The sequence below is a fragment of the Kitasatospora sp. NPDC048286 genome (genome assembly GCF_043201735.1).
Taxonomy (GTDB): Bacteria; Actinomycetota; Actinomycetes; order Streptomycetales; family Streptomycetaceae; genus Kitasatospora.
Genome location: NZ_JBICZE010000018.1, coordinates 15376 through 31796, shown reverse-complemented (window position 1 = coordinate 31796; position 16421 = coordinate 15376). Strand labels below are relative to the sequence as shown.

General features: G+C 73.6%; 11 protein-coding genes. 1 reads left to right on the top strand and 10 read right to left on the bottom strand.

Features of this window, described 5'->3' with window-relative positions; genetic code table 11:
• Nucleotides 1–18: 18 nt before the first annotated feature.
• The 10 genes from ACGF13_RS33995 to ACGF13_RS33950 form a co-directional block, all read right to left on the bottom strand.
• On the bottom strand, nucleotides 19–1026 hold the full coding sequence (locus ACGF13_RS33995) for a helix-turn-helix domain-containing protein (protein WP_392882766.1): 1008 nt from the start codon (nucleotides 1024–1026) through the stop codon (nucleotides 19–21).
• A 393-nt stretch (nucleotides 1027–1419) separates the two neighbouring features.
• Nucleotides 1420–2637, bottom strand: coding sequence for a pseudouridine synthase (locus tag ACGF13_RS33990; protein WP_392882763.1), 1218 nt, complete (start codon nucleotides 2635–2637; stop codon nucleotides 1420–1422).
• Between the two features lie 62 nt (nucleotides 2638–2699).
• Nucleotides 2700–3293 carry an SMC-Scp complex subunit ScpB gene (locus tag ACGF13_RS33985; protein ID WP_392882995.1) on the bottom strand — a complete coding sequence of 198 codons (594 nt, stop codon included), beginning with the start codon at nucleotides 3291–3293 and terminating at the stop codon, nucleotides 2700–2702.
• 374 nt (nucleotides 3294–3667) lie between these two features.
• Entirely contained in the window at nucleotides 3668–4546 is an 879-nt protein-coding gene (locus tag ACGF13_RS33980; protein ID WP_392882761.1) for a segregation and condensation protein A, read from the bottom strand.
• A gap of 535 nt (nucleotides 4547–5081) precedes the next feature.
• A complete protein-coding gene (locus tag ACGF13_RS33975; protein WP_392882759.1) occupies nucleotides 5082–5702 on the bottom strand; it encodes a hypothetical protein in 621 nt (206 codons plus the stop codon).
• Between the two features lie 41 nt (nucleotides 5703–5743).
• Nucleotides 5744–6811 (bottom strand): ParA family protein, encoded by a 1068-nt coding sequence (locus ACGF13_RS33970; protein ID WP_030245868.1) that lies wholly within the window; start codon nucleotides 6809–6811, stop codon nucleotides 5744–5746.
• Between the two features lie 425 nt (nucleotides 6812–7236).
• On the bottom strand, nucleotides 7237–8352 hold the full coding sequence (gene ald, locus ACGF13_RS33965; protein ID WP_392882756.1) for an alanine dehydrogenase: 1116 nt from the start codon (nucleotides 8350–8352) through the stop codon (nucleotides 7237–7239).
• A 261-nt stretch (nucleotides 8353–8613) separates the two neighbouring features.
• On the bottom strand, nucleotides 8614–10899 hold the full coding sequence (locus ACGF13_RS33960; protein ID WP_392882754.1) for an AAA family ATPase: 2286 nt from the start codon (nucleotides 10897–10899) through the stop codon (nucleotides 8614–8616).
• 298 nt (nucleotides 10900–11197) lie between these two features.
• The gene (locus ACGF13_RS33955; protein WP_392882751.1) at nucleotides 11198–11845 is read right to left on the bottom strand and encodes an NUDIX domain-containing protein; all 648 of its coding nucleotides are present in this window, start codon (nucleotides 11843–11845) and stop codon (nucleotides 11198–11200) included.
• A gap of 124 nt (nucleotides 11846–11969) precedes the next feature.
• Nucleotides 11970–13649: a CTP synthase gene (locus tag ACGF13_RS33950; protein ID WP_392882748.1), complete on the bottom strand. Its 1680-nt coding sequence runs from the start codon at nucleotides 13647–13649 to the stop codon at nucleotides 11970–11972.
• 719 nt (nucleotides 13650–14368) lie between these two features.
• Here ACGF13_RS33950 and ACGF13_RS33945 point away from each other — a divergent pair.
• Nucleotides 14369–16369 (top strand): glycoside hydrolase family 15 protein, encoded by a 2001-nt coding sequence (locus tag ACGF13_RS33945; RefSeq protein WP_392882745.1) that lies wholly within the window; start codon nucleotides 14369–14371, stop codon nucleotides 16367–16369.
• Nucleotides 16370–16421: the final 52 nt, after the last annotated feature.

Sequence of the window (16421 nt, the reverse complement as noted above, 5' to 3'; positions counted from 1 at the left end):
GAATTGTCACAACATTCCCTACAGCCACCCCCGCTCCCGGGCCGCCATCCCGGCCTGGAAGCGGGTGGTGGCACCCAGCGAGCGCATCAGGCTCTGGAGCCGGCGCTGGGTGGTCCGGGCGCTCCAGCCGAGCGACCGTGCGATCGACTCGTCGGTGAGCCCGGCCGCCAGCAGGCCCAGCAGCTTGCGGTGGTCGGCCTCCGGCCCCGACGGGGCGTCCCCGGCGCCGGCCTCCGCCTGCAACCGCACGGCCCGCTCCCACTCCGCCTCGAACAGCGTGTCCAGCGCCTGGAGCAGCGCCGAGGGGTGGATCACGTACGCGGCGTCCAGCACGCTGTCGCCGACGCTGATCGGAATGATCGCCATCCGGTCGTCCGAGATGATCATCTTCATCGGCAGCGTCGGCCGGACCCGCGCCTCCTCGCCGTCCGCGACGCCGACCAGGATGTTCTTCTCCAGCCGCCCCGGCCAGGCCACCGCCTCCCGGTCGTAGACCGTCCGGAACTTCACACCCTCGCGCAACCGCCGCCGCTGCAGGGGCATCGGTGCCACCGGGTCCTGGATGTACGGCGGGCGGTCGAAGCCGCGCACCTGGTACTGGCTGGTCTCGGTGATGTGCTCCAGCCGCTGCGCGATCGCCTCGCCGCCCGTCAGCACCTCCACGGAGTGCGCCGGGTCGGTGTACCGCGAAGCCTCCCGGAAGGCGTCCATCAGCCGGTGCATCTCGGCCCGGGCGTAGCGTAGTTCCGACTCCCGGTGGCCGATCAGGGTGCCGATCGCGACGTCCGGCGGCACCGGCAGGTAGCGATGCCGGTCCACCGGCGCCCGGGTGGCCATGCCCTGCTGCGCCAACCGGTCCAGTGCGCGCACGCTCTGCTGGAACGTCAGCCCGCAGCTCTCCGCCAGTTCCTCCGCCGTGGACTGCGGGTTGGCCACCAGCGCCGCGTAGACCTGCCCGTCCGGCTCCGCCAGTCCCAGCGCGCCGAGGGCCTGTCCGCCGGCCCGTCCCAGTGCTGCATCGGACACGACGCCCTCTCCCCCTGCTCGTCCGTTCCCGTTGGCCCTGTCCAGTCGGCCCGGCCCCGCCCCGACCCCGCACGCCGCGCGTACCGGCGCCGCCCCGTGCCGACGCGGTCCCGTACTGGCGCGGTCCCGCCACACGGCGGGGTGGTGCTCCGGTGGCCATCCTCGGCCACGGATCATGACACTGACAAGGCCGTGACCAGCGGTTGCGTCCCGGCTCACACGACTCGTCCGAAACGTGGACATCCGCACCCGAACGCCCGCGTGCCACTCCCACCCCAGCCCACACCACCCCACCGCGGCTCCCACACCCGCCCCACACCCCCGCCCCCGAGAACGCCGGAGCCCCCGGCCGCAGCGCGCGTGCGTCCGGGGGCTCCGGTGGAGCGGAAGGGCCTACAGGCCGACCTCGTGCATCAGCTGACCGACCTCCGGGTTGGTCAGCCGGCGCAGCCAGCCCGACTTCTGGTCGCCCAGGGCGATCGGGCCGAAGTGGGTCCGCACCAGCTTCTCGACCGGGAAGCCGACCTCGGCCAGCATCCGGCGGACGATGTGCTTGCGGCCCTCGTGCAGGGTCACCTCGACCAGGTAGTTCTTGCCGACGTTGGAGATCACCTTGAAGCTGTCGGCACGCGCGTAGCCGTCCTCCAGCTCCACGCCCTGGGCGAGCTGCTTGCCCAGGTCGCGCGGGATCGGGCCCTGGATCGCGGCCAGGTAGGTCTTGGTCACGCCGTAGCGCGGGTGGGTCAGACGGTGGGCCAGCTCGCCGTGGTTGGTGAGCAGGATGATGCCCTCGGTCTCGGTGTCCAGGCGGCCCACGTGGAACAGCCGGGTCTCCCGGTTGGTCACGTAGTCGCCCAGGCACTGGCGGCCGTCCGGGTCCTCCATGGTGGAGACCACGCCGGCCGGCTTGTTCAGCGCGAAGAACAGGTAGGACTGGGTGGCGACGGTCAGACCGTCCACCTTGATCTCGTCCTTCTGCGGGTCGACCCGCTTGCCCTGCTCGGTGACGCGCTTGCCGTTGACCTCGACCCGGCCCTGCTCGATCAGCTCCTCGCAGGCGCGACGGCTGCCGACGCCGGCCCGGGCCAGCACCTTCTGGAGGCGCTCGCCCTCGGGCTCGCCGAAGGTCTTGGGCAGCTTGACGGCGGGCTTGTCGTGCCGGGCGAGGACGGCGTCCTCGATCTTGGCCTGGAGCTCGCGGGAGCGCTGCGGCTGACGGCGCGGGTCGCCCGGGGCGCCCTGGCCCTCGCGACGCGGACGCGGGGCCGGGCCGGGTCGCCGGCCGGCGTAGCCGCCGCGGGCCGGGGTGGCGTTGGGGCCGCCGCCGTACTCGGGGCGGTCGTACTTGCGCTCCTCGGGCCGCAGCGGGCGGTCCGGGTAGCGCTGGTCGTCGCGACGGTCGTCCCGGCGCCCCTCGCGCCGGTCGTCACGGCCGTACGAGCCCGAACCCGAGCCGCCACGGCCGCTCCCGCCGCCGTACGAACCCCCGCGCGAGCCCGAGCCGCCGCGGCCGCTGCCGCCGCCGTAGGAGCTGCCGCCCCGGCCCCCGCCCTGTCCGCTGCGACCGCTCCCGCCGCCGCTGCTGTTCCTGCCGTTGCCACTGCTACGCATCAAAGTGTCCGTACGTCGTTCCGTCTGGGATGTGCGGTCGTTTCGGCCGACCTCACCGCCCCCTACCGATCGGGCCCGGCCCGACCGGCCTCGCCACTGCCGTCCGCGGCCTGCGCGGCAGCGGCGGCGACCGCCTCCGCGATCATCGTGCCCTCCAGGGACTCCGCTTCCACGTCGTCGACCTCGGGCAGGAAGGGAGCGAGCTCCGGCAGCTCGTCCAGGCCGCGGAGCCCCATCCGTTCCAGGAAGTAGTTCGTCGTCCGATACAGGATCGCACCTGTTTCGGGCTCGGATCCGGCCTCTTCCACCAGTCCTCGCTGTACCAGGGTACGCATCACGCCGTCACAGTTCACACCGCGGACTGCGGAAACCCGCGATCTGGACACCGGCTGCCGGTAGGCGACCACCGCGAGGGTCTCCAGCGCGGCCTGGCTGAGCCGGGTCTGCTGGCCGTCCAGGAGGAACCGGTCGACGGCCGCGGAGCAGGTGTCCCGGCTGTAGAACCGCCAGCCGCCCGCGACCAGCCGCAGGTCGAAGCCGCGGCCCTGGGCCGCGTACTCGGCGGACAGCTCGCGCAGCGCCGCGGCCACCTCGGCCCGGGGCCGTTCCAGCACCCCGGCCAGCCGCTCCTCCGCCACCGGCTCGTCGACGACCATCAGGACGGCCTCCAGGTCGGCCCGCAGCCCGGCGTCGGCGGGGCCCACGGCACCAGAAGTCGACGGGGCCGACTTCTGGTGCACGACACGCACCTCCGCCCCCACCCCGGCCGGCTCCACGGACTCCGCCGACCCGACCGACCCGACCGGCTCCACTCGCACCCCGGGCCCCACCGGCTCCCCGGGCTCCCCAGACCCCACCGGCCCCACCGGCCCCACCGGCTCCCCAGGCCCCACCGGCCCCACCGGCCCCCCGGGCTCCACCGGCTCCGGCAACAGCTCGAAGACCGGCTCCAGCCACTCCTCGGCCCGCGGCCGCCCCGGCAGCCCCAGCGGGCGCCGCACCGGCCGCCCGCCCTCGTTCCCGCCGCTCGTCACCGCTCCTCCTCCTCGACCTCGCCGGCCGGCCGGTCGAACTCGTCCGTCACCTCGACCGCCACCCGGCCCTCCTCGGCCACCCAGCGCACCAGCAGCTCGCCGAGCGCCTCCGGCTGCTCGAAGGCGAGCACCCGCTCCCGGTACAGCTCCAGCAGCGCCAGGAAGCGGGCGACCACCACCAGGTCGTCCGGCGCGTCCTCGACCAGCCGCTGGAACGAGGCCTCGCCCAGCTCGGTGAGCAGCCCCACGACCAGCCCGGCCTGCTCGCGCACGCTCACCGGCGGGGTGTGGATGTGGTCCACGTACACGACCGGCGCGGGCCTGGGCTCCATCGCCTTGGCCGCCAGCTCGGCGAGCCCCTGCGGCCCGACGGTGAGCACGACCTCGGGCAGCAGCTCGGCGTGCCGGGGTTCCAGGGCGGCCGTCCGGGGCCGGCGCAGCAGCTCGGCCGCCCAGCGCTCGCCGAACAGTGCCGCCGCCCGCTTGTACGCCCGGTACTGGAGCAGTCGCGCGAACAGCAGGTCACGGGCCTCCAGCAGGGCGATGTCCGCCTCGTCCTCGACCTCGGCCACGGGCAGCAGCCGGGCGGCCTTGAGGTCGAGCAGGGTGGCGGCCACCACCAGGAACTCGGTCGTCGCGTCCAGGTCCCAGTCCGGGCCCATCGCCCGGATGTGCGCCATGAACTCGTCCGTCACCGTGGCCAACGCCACTTCGGTGACGTCCAGCTTGTGCTTGGCGATCAGGCTGAGCAGCAGGTCGAAGGGGCCCTCGAAGTTGTCCAGTCGTACCCGGAAGCCGCCCCGCGACTCGTCCTCGGTCGATCTCACGGCAGTGGCGGCTGGTTCGGCGGTACTGGGCATGGCGGTACTGGGCATGGCGGTCCATCTTCACCCGTCCCGGCCGCCGGCCCCGCTCCGGGGCCACCCGACACGCCGTCCCGCCGGGCCCGGACCGGACGTCCACCCGGTACCCACGGGCCCGTACGAGGCCCTCGAAACGCGCGCCCGCCCCGACTGTCCGACCAACCGACCGTCCGACGGGACGACTACCCGACGGGCCGACCATCCGACCGCAGAGCCCCGCCAGAAGCCCCCCACGCCCCCAGGAACGGCCCCGCGGCGCCCGACACGCCCCCTCGTGCCCCGAGGCCCGCCCCGGCCCCGCCCCGCACCCCTGAGGCCTCTCGCCGACCCTCCAGCGTCCGCCGGCACCGCCGACACCCGGCGCCCCACCGCTCGACCGGCGGCCTCCCCACGCCGGGCCCGCGGCCCCCTCGACGCCCGACGCAAACCCGTCGGCCGCCCTCCACACCGCGTACCACTCAGCGCCTGACGCTCAGCACGCACCACTCAGCGCGCATCACTCAGCACGCACCACTCAGCACACAACGCACCACTCGGCGCCGGCCGCCTACCGGCCGCGCAGCCGCCGAACCAGGATCGAGGCCTCGCCACGCTGCTCCAGGTCCGCCAGGACGACCGCGATGGCCTCCCGGACGATCCGCCCGCGGTCCACGGCCAGGCCGTGCTCCCCGCGCAGCACCAGCCGGGTGTGCTCCAGGTCCATGAGCTCCTCGGCGGACACGTACACCGTGATCTTCTCGTCGTGCCGCTCGCGCCCGCTGGGCCGGCGCGGCGCGCGGCCACGCGGCCGGGCACGTCCGGCGGCACCGGGCTGCTCCTCGGCGGCGCCCTGGTGCGTCCGGGGCGCCGGGGCGGAACCGGCACCGCGACCGCCCGAGACGCCCTTCCCGGCCGCGGCGGCGCCCGCGGCACCCACGGTGCCCGCAGTGGACGCGGGCCCGGCCGGGCCGGATCGCTGGACGGGCGGCTGCGCGGCCGCCGGCACCCCACCGGCCGCCTGCTGCTCCGGCGTCACCTGCCGGTCGCCCCGGTCGCCCTGTGCACCCTGGGTGCCCTGGCCGGACTCGGCGCCCTCCGCGCCGTCCGGTTGGCCGTTGACGGTCCGCGCGGTCTCCGGTCTGGATGCCTCGGCGGCCGGACGCGGCGCGAGGGAGGGCGACAGCGCCATCCCTCCCGTGGTCCGGAACAGCTCGTCGGCACCCGGGAGACTCACTCGGCGGGGCGGCACCGGTCGAGCACCTCCCTGGCGAGCTGGCGGTAGGCGGCGGCACCGACCGAGTTGGTCGCGTACGTCGTGATGGGCTCGCCGGCGACGGTGGTCTCCGGGAAGCGCACGGTCCGCCCGATGACGGTATGGAAGACGTGCTCGCCGAACGCCTCGACGACGCGCGCCAGCACCTCACGGCTGTGCACGGTGCGCGAGTCGTACATGGTGGCCAGGATGCCGTCCAGGCGCAGCTCGGGGTTGAGCCGCTCGCACACCTTCTCGATGGTCTCCGTCAGCAGCGCGACACCGCGCAGCGCGAAGAACTCGCACTCCAGCGGGACGATCACGCTGTGAGCGGCCGTCAGCGCATTGACCGTCAGCAGGCCCAGCGAGGGCTGGCAGTCGATGATGACGTAGTCGTAGTCGGGCAGCAGCGGCTTCAGGGCGCGCGCCAGCGCGGACTCCCGGGCCACCTCGCTGACCAGCTGCACCTCGGCGGCGGAGAGGTCGATGTTGGACGGCAGCAGGTCCATCCCCGGGACCGCCGTCTTCAGCAGCACTTCATCGGCCGTCAGGCCCCGCTCCATGAGCAGGTTGTAGACGGTGACGTCGAGCTCCATCGGGTTGACGCCGAGGCCGACCGAGAGAGCGCCCTGCGGGTCGAAGTCGACGAGCAGCACCCGGCGGCCGTACTCGGCCAGCGCCGCGCCCAGGTTGATGGTCGACGTGGTCTTGCCGACGCCGCCCTTCTGGTTGCACATGGCGATGATCTGGGCGGGGCCGTGCTCGGCGACCGGCGCGGGGATCGGGAAGTACGGCAGTGGGCGGCCGGTCGGGCCGACCCGCTCGCGGCGCTGGCGCGCGGCGTCGGGGGCCAGCGTGGCGGCGTACTCCGGGTCCGGCTCGTACTCGGCGTCCGGGTCGTCGTAGGCGCCGTAGGCGAACTCGCCGTAGGCCAGGCCGTAGGCCGCCAGGTCGGCGTCGTGATCGGTCACCGTGGTCACCTGTGCTGTGTTCTGGCGTGCTTCGAAAGTACGGAGTGCGACCGAGCCGACCTCGGCCGAGCCCACGGAGGGCTGCCGGGCCCCGGGCTCCTCACTCGGCTGGCCGGCGGTGAGTTCCGCCAGTCCTGGCTGACCACCCCCGGGAGCAATTGTCGACTCATTCACAAGTCGTCTTACCTCCTTGGGCATCCAGGACTCTATGTCGATTCGTCAGCGTGGCAGCATGCCGACGGTTTGCGACTCTAGGCCGTTCAAGGCGTTCGCAGCAACACAATCCACGGTAGTGGGCAGGATGTGTCGACTATCGAGCGGGCCGCTGTCAAGGGATGAGAGGGTCACCGGCCCCAACGTTTCTGCGGGCGGGTGACATGACCGACGGATATTGACGACAGAGCGACGTAGCCGGCCGACCCACTGATCACGGGCATGGCGAAGCCCCCGGCCCGAAGGGATCGGGTCGGGGGCGAACGACCGCCGGGCGGTCAGGGTGTTCAGGCGAGCACGCTCTCCAGGGAGACCGACTCCAGGCCGAAGGCCTCGGCCACGGCCGGGAAGGTGATCTGGCCCTCGTGCACGTTCAGGCCCTTGGCGAGCGCGGCGTCGCGGCGCAGCGCGTCCTTCCAACCACGGTTGGCCAGCTCCAGCACGTACGGCATGGTGGCGTTGGTCAGCGCGTAGGTGGAGGTGTTCGGGACCGCGCCCGGCATGTTGGCCACGCAGTAGAAGACCGAGTTGTGGACCTTGAAGGTCGGCTCGTCGTGCGTGGTGGCGTGCGAGTCCTCGAAGCAGCCGCCCTGGTCGATGGCGATGTCGACCAGCACGGAGCCCGGCTTCATGCGGGAGACCAGCTCGTTGGTGACCAGCTTCGGGGCCTTGGCGCCCGGGATCAGCACGGCACCGACGACCAGGTCGGCCTCGAGGACGGCCTTCTCCAGCTCGAAGGCGTTCGACACGATGGTCTTGACCTTGGTGCCGAAGATGCGGTCGGCTTCGCGCAGCTTGTTGATGTCGCGGTCCAGCAGGGTCACCTCGTAACCCATGCCGACGGCGATGGTGGCCGCGTGCCAGCCGGAGACGCCACCGCCGATGACGACGGCCTTGGCCGGGTGGGTGCCGGGAACGCCGCCCGGCAGGGTGCCGCGGCCGCCGGCCGGGCGCATCAGGTGGTACGAGCCGACCTGCGGGGCCAGGCGGCCCGCGACCTCGGACATCGGGGCGAGCAGCGGCAGCGCGCCGTTCGACAGCTGCACGGTCTCGTACGCGATGGCGGTGGTGCCCGAGGCGATCAGCGCGTCGGTGCCGGCCCGGTCGGCCGCCAGGTGCAGGTACGTGAAGAGGGTCTGGCCCTTACGCAGCCGGTGGTACTCCGAGGCGATGGGCTCCTTGACCTTCAGCAGCAGGTCGGCGGTGGCCCACACCTCGTCGGCGGTGGGGAGGATGGTGGCGCCGGCGGCCACGTACTCCTCGTTCGGGATCGAGGAGCCGACACCGGCGTTGTCCTCGATGTAGACCTCGTGTCCGTTGCGGACCAGCTCATGCACGCCGGCGGGCGTGATGGCCACGCGGTACTCGTGGTTCTTGACCTCGCGGGGGATGCCGACCTTCACGGCTAAACACGTCCTCTTGCCATGGGGGTCCCGACCGGAGAAGACCGGTGGGCGACGCGCACGTGGGGAAGCCTCCGGGGCAGCCCGGGGCGGGGATCGCTGCGCGACTGAGTCCGAGTGTAATGAAGCCCAGTCGGCGTGTCAGCCTTCCAAAGTGAATAATTTTCCCGCGCGCATTGGCAGGTTCGTAGGCTTCCCCTGCGACTTACCCACCGAAGAGGTCTTAACCGGGCATCTTCGACAATACCTCCGAAACGCCCATCACCACGCGGCGTCGGCACGTTCCCGCAGGTCCGCGAGGGCAGCCCCGACGGCCTCCAGGGCCCGCTCGTCGCCCACCCGGCGCAGCACCGCGAGCGCGGCCCGGTACTCCCGGTCCGCCTCGTCGAAGCGGCGCTGCGCGGTGTGCGCCTCGGCCACCCTGGCGAGCAGCCGGCCCTCGGAGGCGTGGTCCCCGAGGGCCTGCCGCAGGCCGAGCGCCCGGCCGTACCAGTCCGCGGCACGCACCGCGTCGCCGAGCGCCCGGTGGCAGTTGGCGGTGCTCTCCAGGGCCCGGGCGCACAGCGGTTCGTCGTCGGCCCTCCGGGCGTGCTCCAGGGCGGCCCGGTAGTGGACGGCGGCCGGGGACCAGCGGCCGGCCGAGGCCTGGAGGTCGCCCAGGTTCAGCAGCGCGGCCGAGGCCCGGCGCGGGCGGCCGTTGCGCTCGGCGACGGTCAGCACCAGCTCGTGCAGCCGGTACAGGTCGATGGGGGCGGCGGCCCCGGTCAGCGGCAGTGCCCGCAGCAGCGCGGTGACCAGCCGCCCGGCCGAACCGTCCAGGTCCCCCTGGCCGATCGCGTCGGCGACCGCCCCGAGCAGCAGCTCCCGTTCGCCGAGCAACCACTCGCGGGCGTGCGCCGCCGAGCGCAGCCGCAGCGGGGCGGGCAGCGGCTCCGGGGCGGGGTCGGCCGTCGGGTCCAGCAGCGCGCGGGCCGACTCGGTGAGCCGGACCAGCCGCTCCAGCAGCCGGGCCCGGGCCAGCTCGGTCTCGGCGGGCCGGTCCTCCTGCTCACGCAGCCGGACCAGCCGGGGGTAGAGCCGCCCGGGCACCCGGTAGCGCGGGGTGCCGTCGGCGGCGGGCGCCTCCTCGCCGAGCAGCTCCCGCTCGGCCAGCGTGGCGAGCGTCACGGCGGCGTCCGGCACCGGGCAGCCGACCAGGGCGGAGGCGGTACGCGGGTCGGCGGTCTGGGCCGGGGCCAGGGTGAGGATGCGCAGCATCCGCGCCTGGGCGGCCGGCAGTCCGCGGTACAGCAGGGTGAACGCACCGAGCAGCGGGTCGTTGTCGGGGACGGGCACCGGCTCGGCCGGCCCCGGACCGGGCTTCACCCAGGCCGCCGGGTCACCGGCCGACTCGGTCACCGCGCCGGCGGCCGCCACGACGGGCTCACCGGCCCGGCCCTCGGCCGCCCTCCCCGAGAGCGGCTTCCCCGGAACCGGCGTCCCCGGGACCTGCTTCCCCGTGAGATCCCCCACAGCCGCGACGGGCCCCGCCGCCCCGGCAGACCGTACGGGCCCCGCCGCCCCGGCCGCGGGAGCGCCGGGAGACTTCGCCCCCCGCTCCCCCTCCTTATTGTTCTTCCCCGCTCCCCTGCCCTGCCCCTTCCCCTTCGAGGTCCCCGCCCCGGCCCCCGTCCGCGCCCTCGTCCCCTTTTCCTTCACCACCGCCGCCATGGCCTCAACGGGCGCGGCGGGCGCAACGGGCTCCGCGGAGCCCCTGCCCACCACCGTCTCCTCCCCCACCACCCGGTTGAGCTCGCGCGCCGCGTCCGTGACCGCGATCTTCGGGTTCCCGCGCAGCCACCCCGCCATCAGCCGCAGGGCGGCCGGCCGGGCGGCGCAGGCCTCGGCCAGGTCGGCCCCGCCGACCGGGTCGCAGGAGATCCGGGTGCCGCCGACCAGGTCGGCCAGCAGCTCACCGGAGGCCGGCCGGTCCAGCCCGCCGAGGATCACCGGGTCGATGTCCTCGATTCCGGTGAGCGGCCCGGCCGTGGTGGCGAGCACCAGGCAGCCGGGTTCGTCGGCCAGCAGCGGCCACACCTGTCCGGCGTCCCGGACGTCGTCCAGCACGAGCAGCACCCGCAGCCCCGCGAGCGCCTCGCGGAGCGCCACGCAGCCCGGCTCGTCCCGCCCGTCCTCGCCCGCCCCGGGCAGCGGCACGGCGGTCTGCGGGTCGAGCTGCTCCAGCAGCAGCCGGGCGGCCCGGGCGGGCGGCATCCGGCCGCCGTCCGGGGCGGACAGCCGTACGAAGAGCACGCCGTCCGGATAGTCGGCGGCGACGGTACGGGCGAAGCGGGCGGCCAGCGTGGTCCGTCCGGAGCCGGGGCGCCCGGCCAGCACCAGTACGGGGCAGCGCCCGCTCGCCGGGCGGGCGGCGGCCGCCCGCAGCGCGGCCAGTTCGGCGCGCCGTCCGACGAACAGCGCGGGCCCGGCCGGCAGCCGCTCCAGGCCCGGGACGGCCCCGGCGGGCGTGCCGGGGCCGGGGTCCATCGTCGCCGTCTTCCTCGCCACCCGTGCCACTCCCGATGTCGTCCCGCGCTCGGCATCCGACGCTCGGCATCCGGTGCCCCGCCTCCGGAGCTCGCCCGGAGCCCAGCGGAGGCGGCCCGGGACGGGCGCCCTGTCTGCGAAGCGTAGTTCGACCGTCCGGCTCAGCCGAGGTGACATCCGGTCGTACGAATCCGCAAATCACCCCAACGACTCAACGCACGGACCCGGTCACCCCTCGACTGGCCCCTCGACCGGTCCCTCGGCCGGCCGCCCGACCGGCCCGACCCGACCCACCCCGGTCTGCCGGGACCCGACCCTCTCAGGCCTCGAAGGGCCGGGCCGGCCACGGCGAGTCCGCCGGGCGCAGCGCGTCCAGCCCGTCCGGGCCGGTGAGCGCGGCGTGCACCGCGAGGGTGCCGGTGACCAGCGTCGGGTTGTGCAGCCTCCCCGCCTGGATCAGCCGGATCAGTTCCGGCACCGGCACCCAGGCGACCTCGATCTCCTGCTCCTCGCCCTCGGCGGCGTAGCGCTCGCCCTCGGCCTGCGCCAGGTCGGTGGCGAGGAACATCCGCAGCGCCTCGTCGGTGCCGCCCGGGGAGGTGTAGTAGTCGGCGAGGATCCGCCAGGTGCCGGCCTTGCAGTACGCCTCCTCGTACAGCTCGCGCTGCGCGGCGTGCCACGGGTTCTCGCCGGGGACGTCGAGCAGGCCGGCCGGCAGCTCCCACAGCCGCTGGCGCACCGGGTGGCGGTACTGGCGCAGCACCAGCACCCGCTGCTCGTCGTCCAGGGCGAGCACCGAGACCGAGCCGGGGTGGGTCTGGTAGTCGCGGCGGGCCCAGCTGCCGTCGGGCATCCGGACCTCCTCGCTGCGCACCCCGGTGACCTTGCCCTGGAACGGCGTCCCGCTCGCCCGGACCTCCCACTCCTCGGCCACGTCGAAGATCCCCTGGCGGCCCTGCTCGTCCATCGCTCTCCCCTTTTCGTCAGTACGACACAATCTAACGCCGAACGGCGGCCCCGCGGGAATCGCGGGGCCGCCGTCCGGTGAACGACCGCTGTCGACGACGACGGCCGACTGCGGCGAAGGAGAACTACTTCGAGGCCGCGGTCTTGATCTCGATGGCCGCCTTGACCAGGCCCGCGAACAGCGGGTGCGGGCGGGTCGGACGGGACTTCAGCTCCGGGTGGGCCTGGGTGGCCACCAGGTAGGGGTGCACCTCGCGCGGGTACTCGACGTACTCGACCAGGTCGCCCTTGGGCGAGAGGCCGGAGAACACCAGGCCGGTCTTCTCCAGGTCCGCGCGGTAGGCGTTGTTGACCTCGTAGCGGTGGCGGTGGCGCTCCTCGACGTACTGCTCGCCGCCGTAGACCTCGCGGACGATCGAGCCCTCGGCGAGCTTGGCCGGGTACAGGCCCAGGCGCATGGTGCCGCCCAGGTCGCCCTTGCCGTCGACGATGGCCAGCTGCTCGGCCATGGTGGAGATGACCGGGTGCTTGGCGGCGGCGTCGAACTCGGTGGAGTTGGCCTCCGGCAGTCCGGCCAGGTTGCGGGCCGCCTCGATGACGACGCACTGCAGGCCCAGGCACAGGCCCAGCAGCGGGACCTTGTTCTCGCGGGCGTAGGTGATGGCGCCGACCTTGCCGTTGACGCCGCGGTCGCCGAAGCCGCCGGGGATGCAGATCGCGTCGACGTCGCCGAGCTGCGCCTGGGCGCCCTCGGGGGTCTCGCAGTCGTCCGAGGTGACCCACTTGATCTCGACCCGGGCGTTGTTGGCGAAGCCGCCGGCGCGCAGCGCCTCGGTCACCGACAGGTAGGCGTCCGGCAGGTCGATGTACTTGCCGACCAGGGCGACCTTGACGATGTGCTGCGGCTCGTGGACGCGGCGCAGCAGGTCGTCCCAGGTGGTCCAGTCGACGTCGCGGAACGGCAGGTCCAGGCGGCGCACCGCGTAGGCGTCCAGGCCCTCGCCGTGCAGCACCTTGGGGATGTCGTAGATCGACTTGGCGTCGATGGCCGCGACCACGGCCTCCTCGTCCACGTCGCACATCATCGAGATCTTGCGCTTGATCGCCTGCGGGACCTCGCGGTCGGCGCGCAGCACGATCGCGTCGGGCTGGATGCCGATGTTGCGCAGCGCGGCGACGGAGTGCTGGGTGGGCTTGGTCTTCAGCTCGCCCGAGGGGCCGATGTACGGCAGCAGGGAGACGTGCACGAAGAACACGTTGTCCCGGCCGACCTCGTGGCGGACCTGGCGGACGGCCTCCAGGAACGGCAGCGACTCGATGTCGCCGACGGTGCCGCCGACCTCGGTGATCACCACGTCGACGTCCTCGGTCGCCATCCGGCGGATCCGGGACTTGATCTCGTTGGTGATGTGCGGGATGACCTGGACGGTGTCGCCCAGGTACTCGCCGCGGCGCTCCTTGGCGATGACGGTCGAGTACACCTGGCCGGTGGTGACGTTCGCCGAGCCGTGGAGGTTGGTGTCCAGGAACCGCTCGTAGTGGCCGATGTCCAGGTCGGTCTCGGCGCCGTCGTCGGTGACGAACACCTCACCGTGCTGGAACGGGTTCATGGTGCCCGGGTCCACGTTGAGGTACGGGTCGAGCTTCTGCATCGTCACACGCAGGCCGCGGGCCTTGAGCAGCGCGCCGAGGCTGGAGGCGGTGAGCCCCTTTCCGAGAGAAGAGGCGACACCCCCGGTGACGAAGAGGTGCTTGGTCGTCACGGCGCGGCCGTTCGCTGCCTTGCCGGAATGGGGCTGTGCCAAGAGGGGGCTCCCGTGGGTCGCGTGTCGAAAGTGACGTGGGCGGGAGGCTCGGGGTTCGCCGGGCGACGGGAGGCCGGCGTGGTGCGCGGCGCTCTTTGGGTCGTCGGTTCGGCTGGTCCGGGGCGTTTTGATCCCGCCGGTCCACGGGATACCAGGGTAACAGTGACGCGGACCGGACGCCGTTCGGGCCGCGCGCGCCGCGCCGGGAGCGCGCGCGGGGCGCACCACCGGCGCATCACACGCCGCTCGTGTCACACCGGTCGCACAACCCACCGGACCGGGCCAGAGCGCGCCATCCGTCCGGACCATCCCGGCTCCTCCGGCCGGACCAGCCGGAGGTGATCCTTCCGGACCATCCTGCGCCGCGCCCTCACGATGCACGGCATTTCCGCCGAATTGCGGCGCCACACCGGGCTGCGTCCGCGTGCTTCGCCCCTTTCGTCCGTCGTAAGCTGCACGGACGCATCGCCGACAGCACGAGCACGCGGAGGGCGTGGGAGGGTCAGGACACTCCCGGTCCCCGATGCGCGACCGGACCTCCCCGTATTCCCGCTCATCCCCACCCACTCCAGGGGCTCGACCGAGCCCCGCGGACCCTCCAGCAAGGCCCGCCACCACCCCCGGCAGGCCGGACGTCCCGGGGTGGACCTCCGGCCCCGCAGACCGCTCGCTCCCTCCGCTCGCCGATGCCCTGACCACATTGCGAACTGGAGATCCACGTGGCCGGCCGTATCGAGGACTACGCACTCATCGGGGACATGCAGACCGCTGCCCTGGTCAGCAGGGACGGGGCGGTGGACTGGCTCTGCCTTCCCCGCTTCGACTCGCCGGCCGTGTTCGCCGGCCTGCTCGGCACCGATGAACACGGTTTCTGGCGGATCGGCCCGGCCGAGGCCGTCCTGACCGAGGTCCCCGCGCCGGCCGCCGCCACGCCCCCCGCCGGCACCGGCCGGATCCGCATCGCCGACACCGCCGACCTGCGGGTGCCCCCGCCCACCGCCGCCGCCCCCGCCCTGCCCGCCGACCGCCGCCGCTACCGGGGCGACTCGCTGATCCTGGAGCAGGAGTGGGACACCCAGGGCGGCACCGTCCGGGTGATCGACTTCATGCCGCCGCGTCCGCTGGCCGGCAAGGACGCCGTCCCCCAGGTGATCCGGATCGTCGAGGGCGTCTCGGGCACCGTACGGATGCGCTCGGCCCTGCGGATGCGCTTCTCCTACGGCCGGGTGGTGCCCTGGGTGCACCGCGTGGCGCAGGCCGACGGCGGCCACCGCACCGTCGCCATGGCCGGCCCCGACTCGGTCTGGCTGGACGGCGAGGCCGAGACCTACGGCCGCGACCTCACCACCTACGCCGACTTCACCGTCACCGCCGGCGAGCGGATCGCCTTCGCCCTCACCTGGCAGGCCTCCCACCTCGACCCGCCCAGGACCCCGGACGCCGAGGAACTGCTCGACGCCACCGCCGACTTCTGGCACGAGTGGGCCGACCAGTGCACCTACCAGGGCCCCTACCGCGAGGCCGTGATCCGCTCCCTGATCACCCTCAAGGGCCTCACCTACGCCCCCACCGGCGGCATCGTCGCCGCCCCCACCACCTCCCTCCCGGAGGACATCGGCGGCGAACGCAACTGGGACTACCGCTACACCTGGCTGCGCGACGCCGCCATCACCCTCTCCTCCCTGCTGCGCACCGGCTACCGCGAGGAGGCCCGCGCCTGGCGCGAGTGGCTGCTGCGCGCCGTCGCCGGGGACCCGGAGAACCTCCAGATCATGTACGGCATCGCCGGCGAGCGCGAGCTCACCGAGTCCTCGCTGGACTGGCTGCCCGGCTACGAGGGCTCCCGGCCCGTCCGGGTCGGCAACGGCGCCGCCGGACAGCTCCAGCTCGACGTCTACGGCGAGGTCGTCGAAGCCCTCCACCTCGCCCACATGACCGGCCTGGTCCGCAACGACCACGCCCTCCACCTCCAGCTGCGCCTGATCGAGTACCTGGAGGACCACTGGCAGGAGCCGGACGAGGGCATCTGGGAGGTCCGCGGCCCGCGCCGGCACTTCGTCCACTCCAAGGTGATGGCCTGGGTCGCCGTCGACCGGACCATCAAGCTGCTGGAGCAGACCCCCGAGGACGAGCCCTCCGGCGGGCACCTGGAGCGCTGGCGGGCACTGCGCGCGCAGATCCACGCGGACGTCTGCGAGAAGGGCTACGACCCGGAACGCAACACCTTCACCCAGTACTACGGCGGCCGGGAGCTGGACGCCTCGCTGCTGCTGATCCCCCAGGTCGGCTTCCTCCCGCCGGACGACAAGCGGGTGATCGGAACCATCGAGGCGATCCAGCGCGAACTGTCCACCGAGGACGGCTTCGTGCTGCGCTACCCGACCCACGACGAGTCGGGCAACAACGTCGACGGCCTCTCCGGCCACGAGGGTGCCTTCCTGGCCTGCTCCTTCTGGCTGGCCGACGACCTCGCCATGATCGGCCGGGTGCAGGAGGCCCGCGAGCTGTTCGACCGGCTGCTGGCGCTGCGCAACGACCTGGGCCTGCTCGCCGAGGAGTGGGACCCGCGGCTCAAGCGCCAGGTCGGCAATTTCCCCCAGGCCTTCAGCCACGTCCCGCTGATCGACACCGCCCTGCGGCTGACCGCCTGCGGCGCCGCGTATCTGTCCGCCCAGCCGGACGGTCCGGCCGCCGACCGGGTCGAGCGGGCCACCGTCTAGCGGGCGACCCTCCAGCCGGCCACCCTCCGGCCGGCCTCGGGCGACGGTCCGC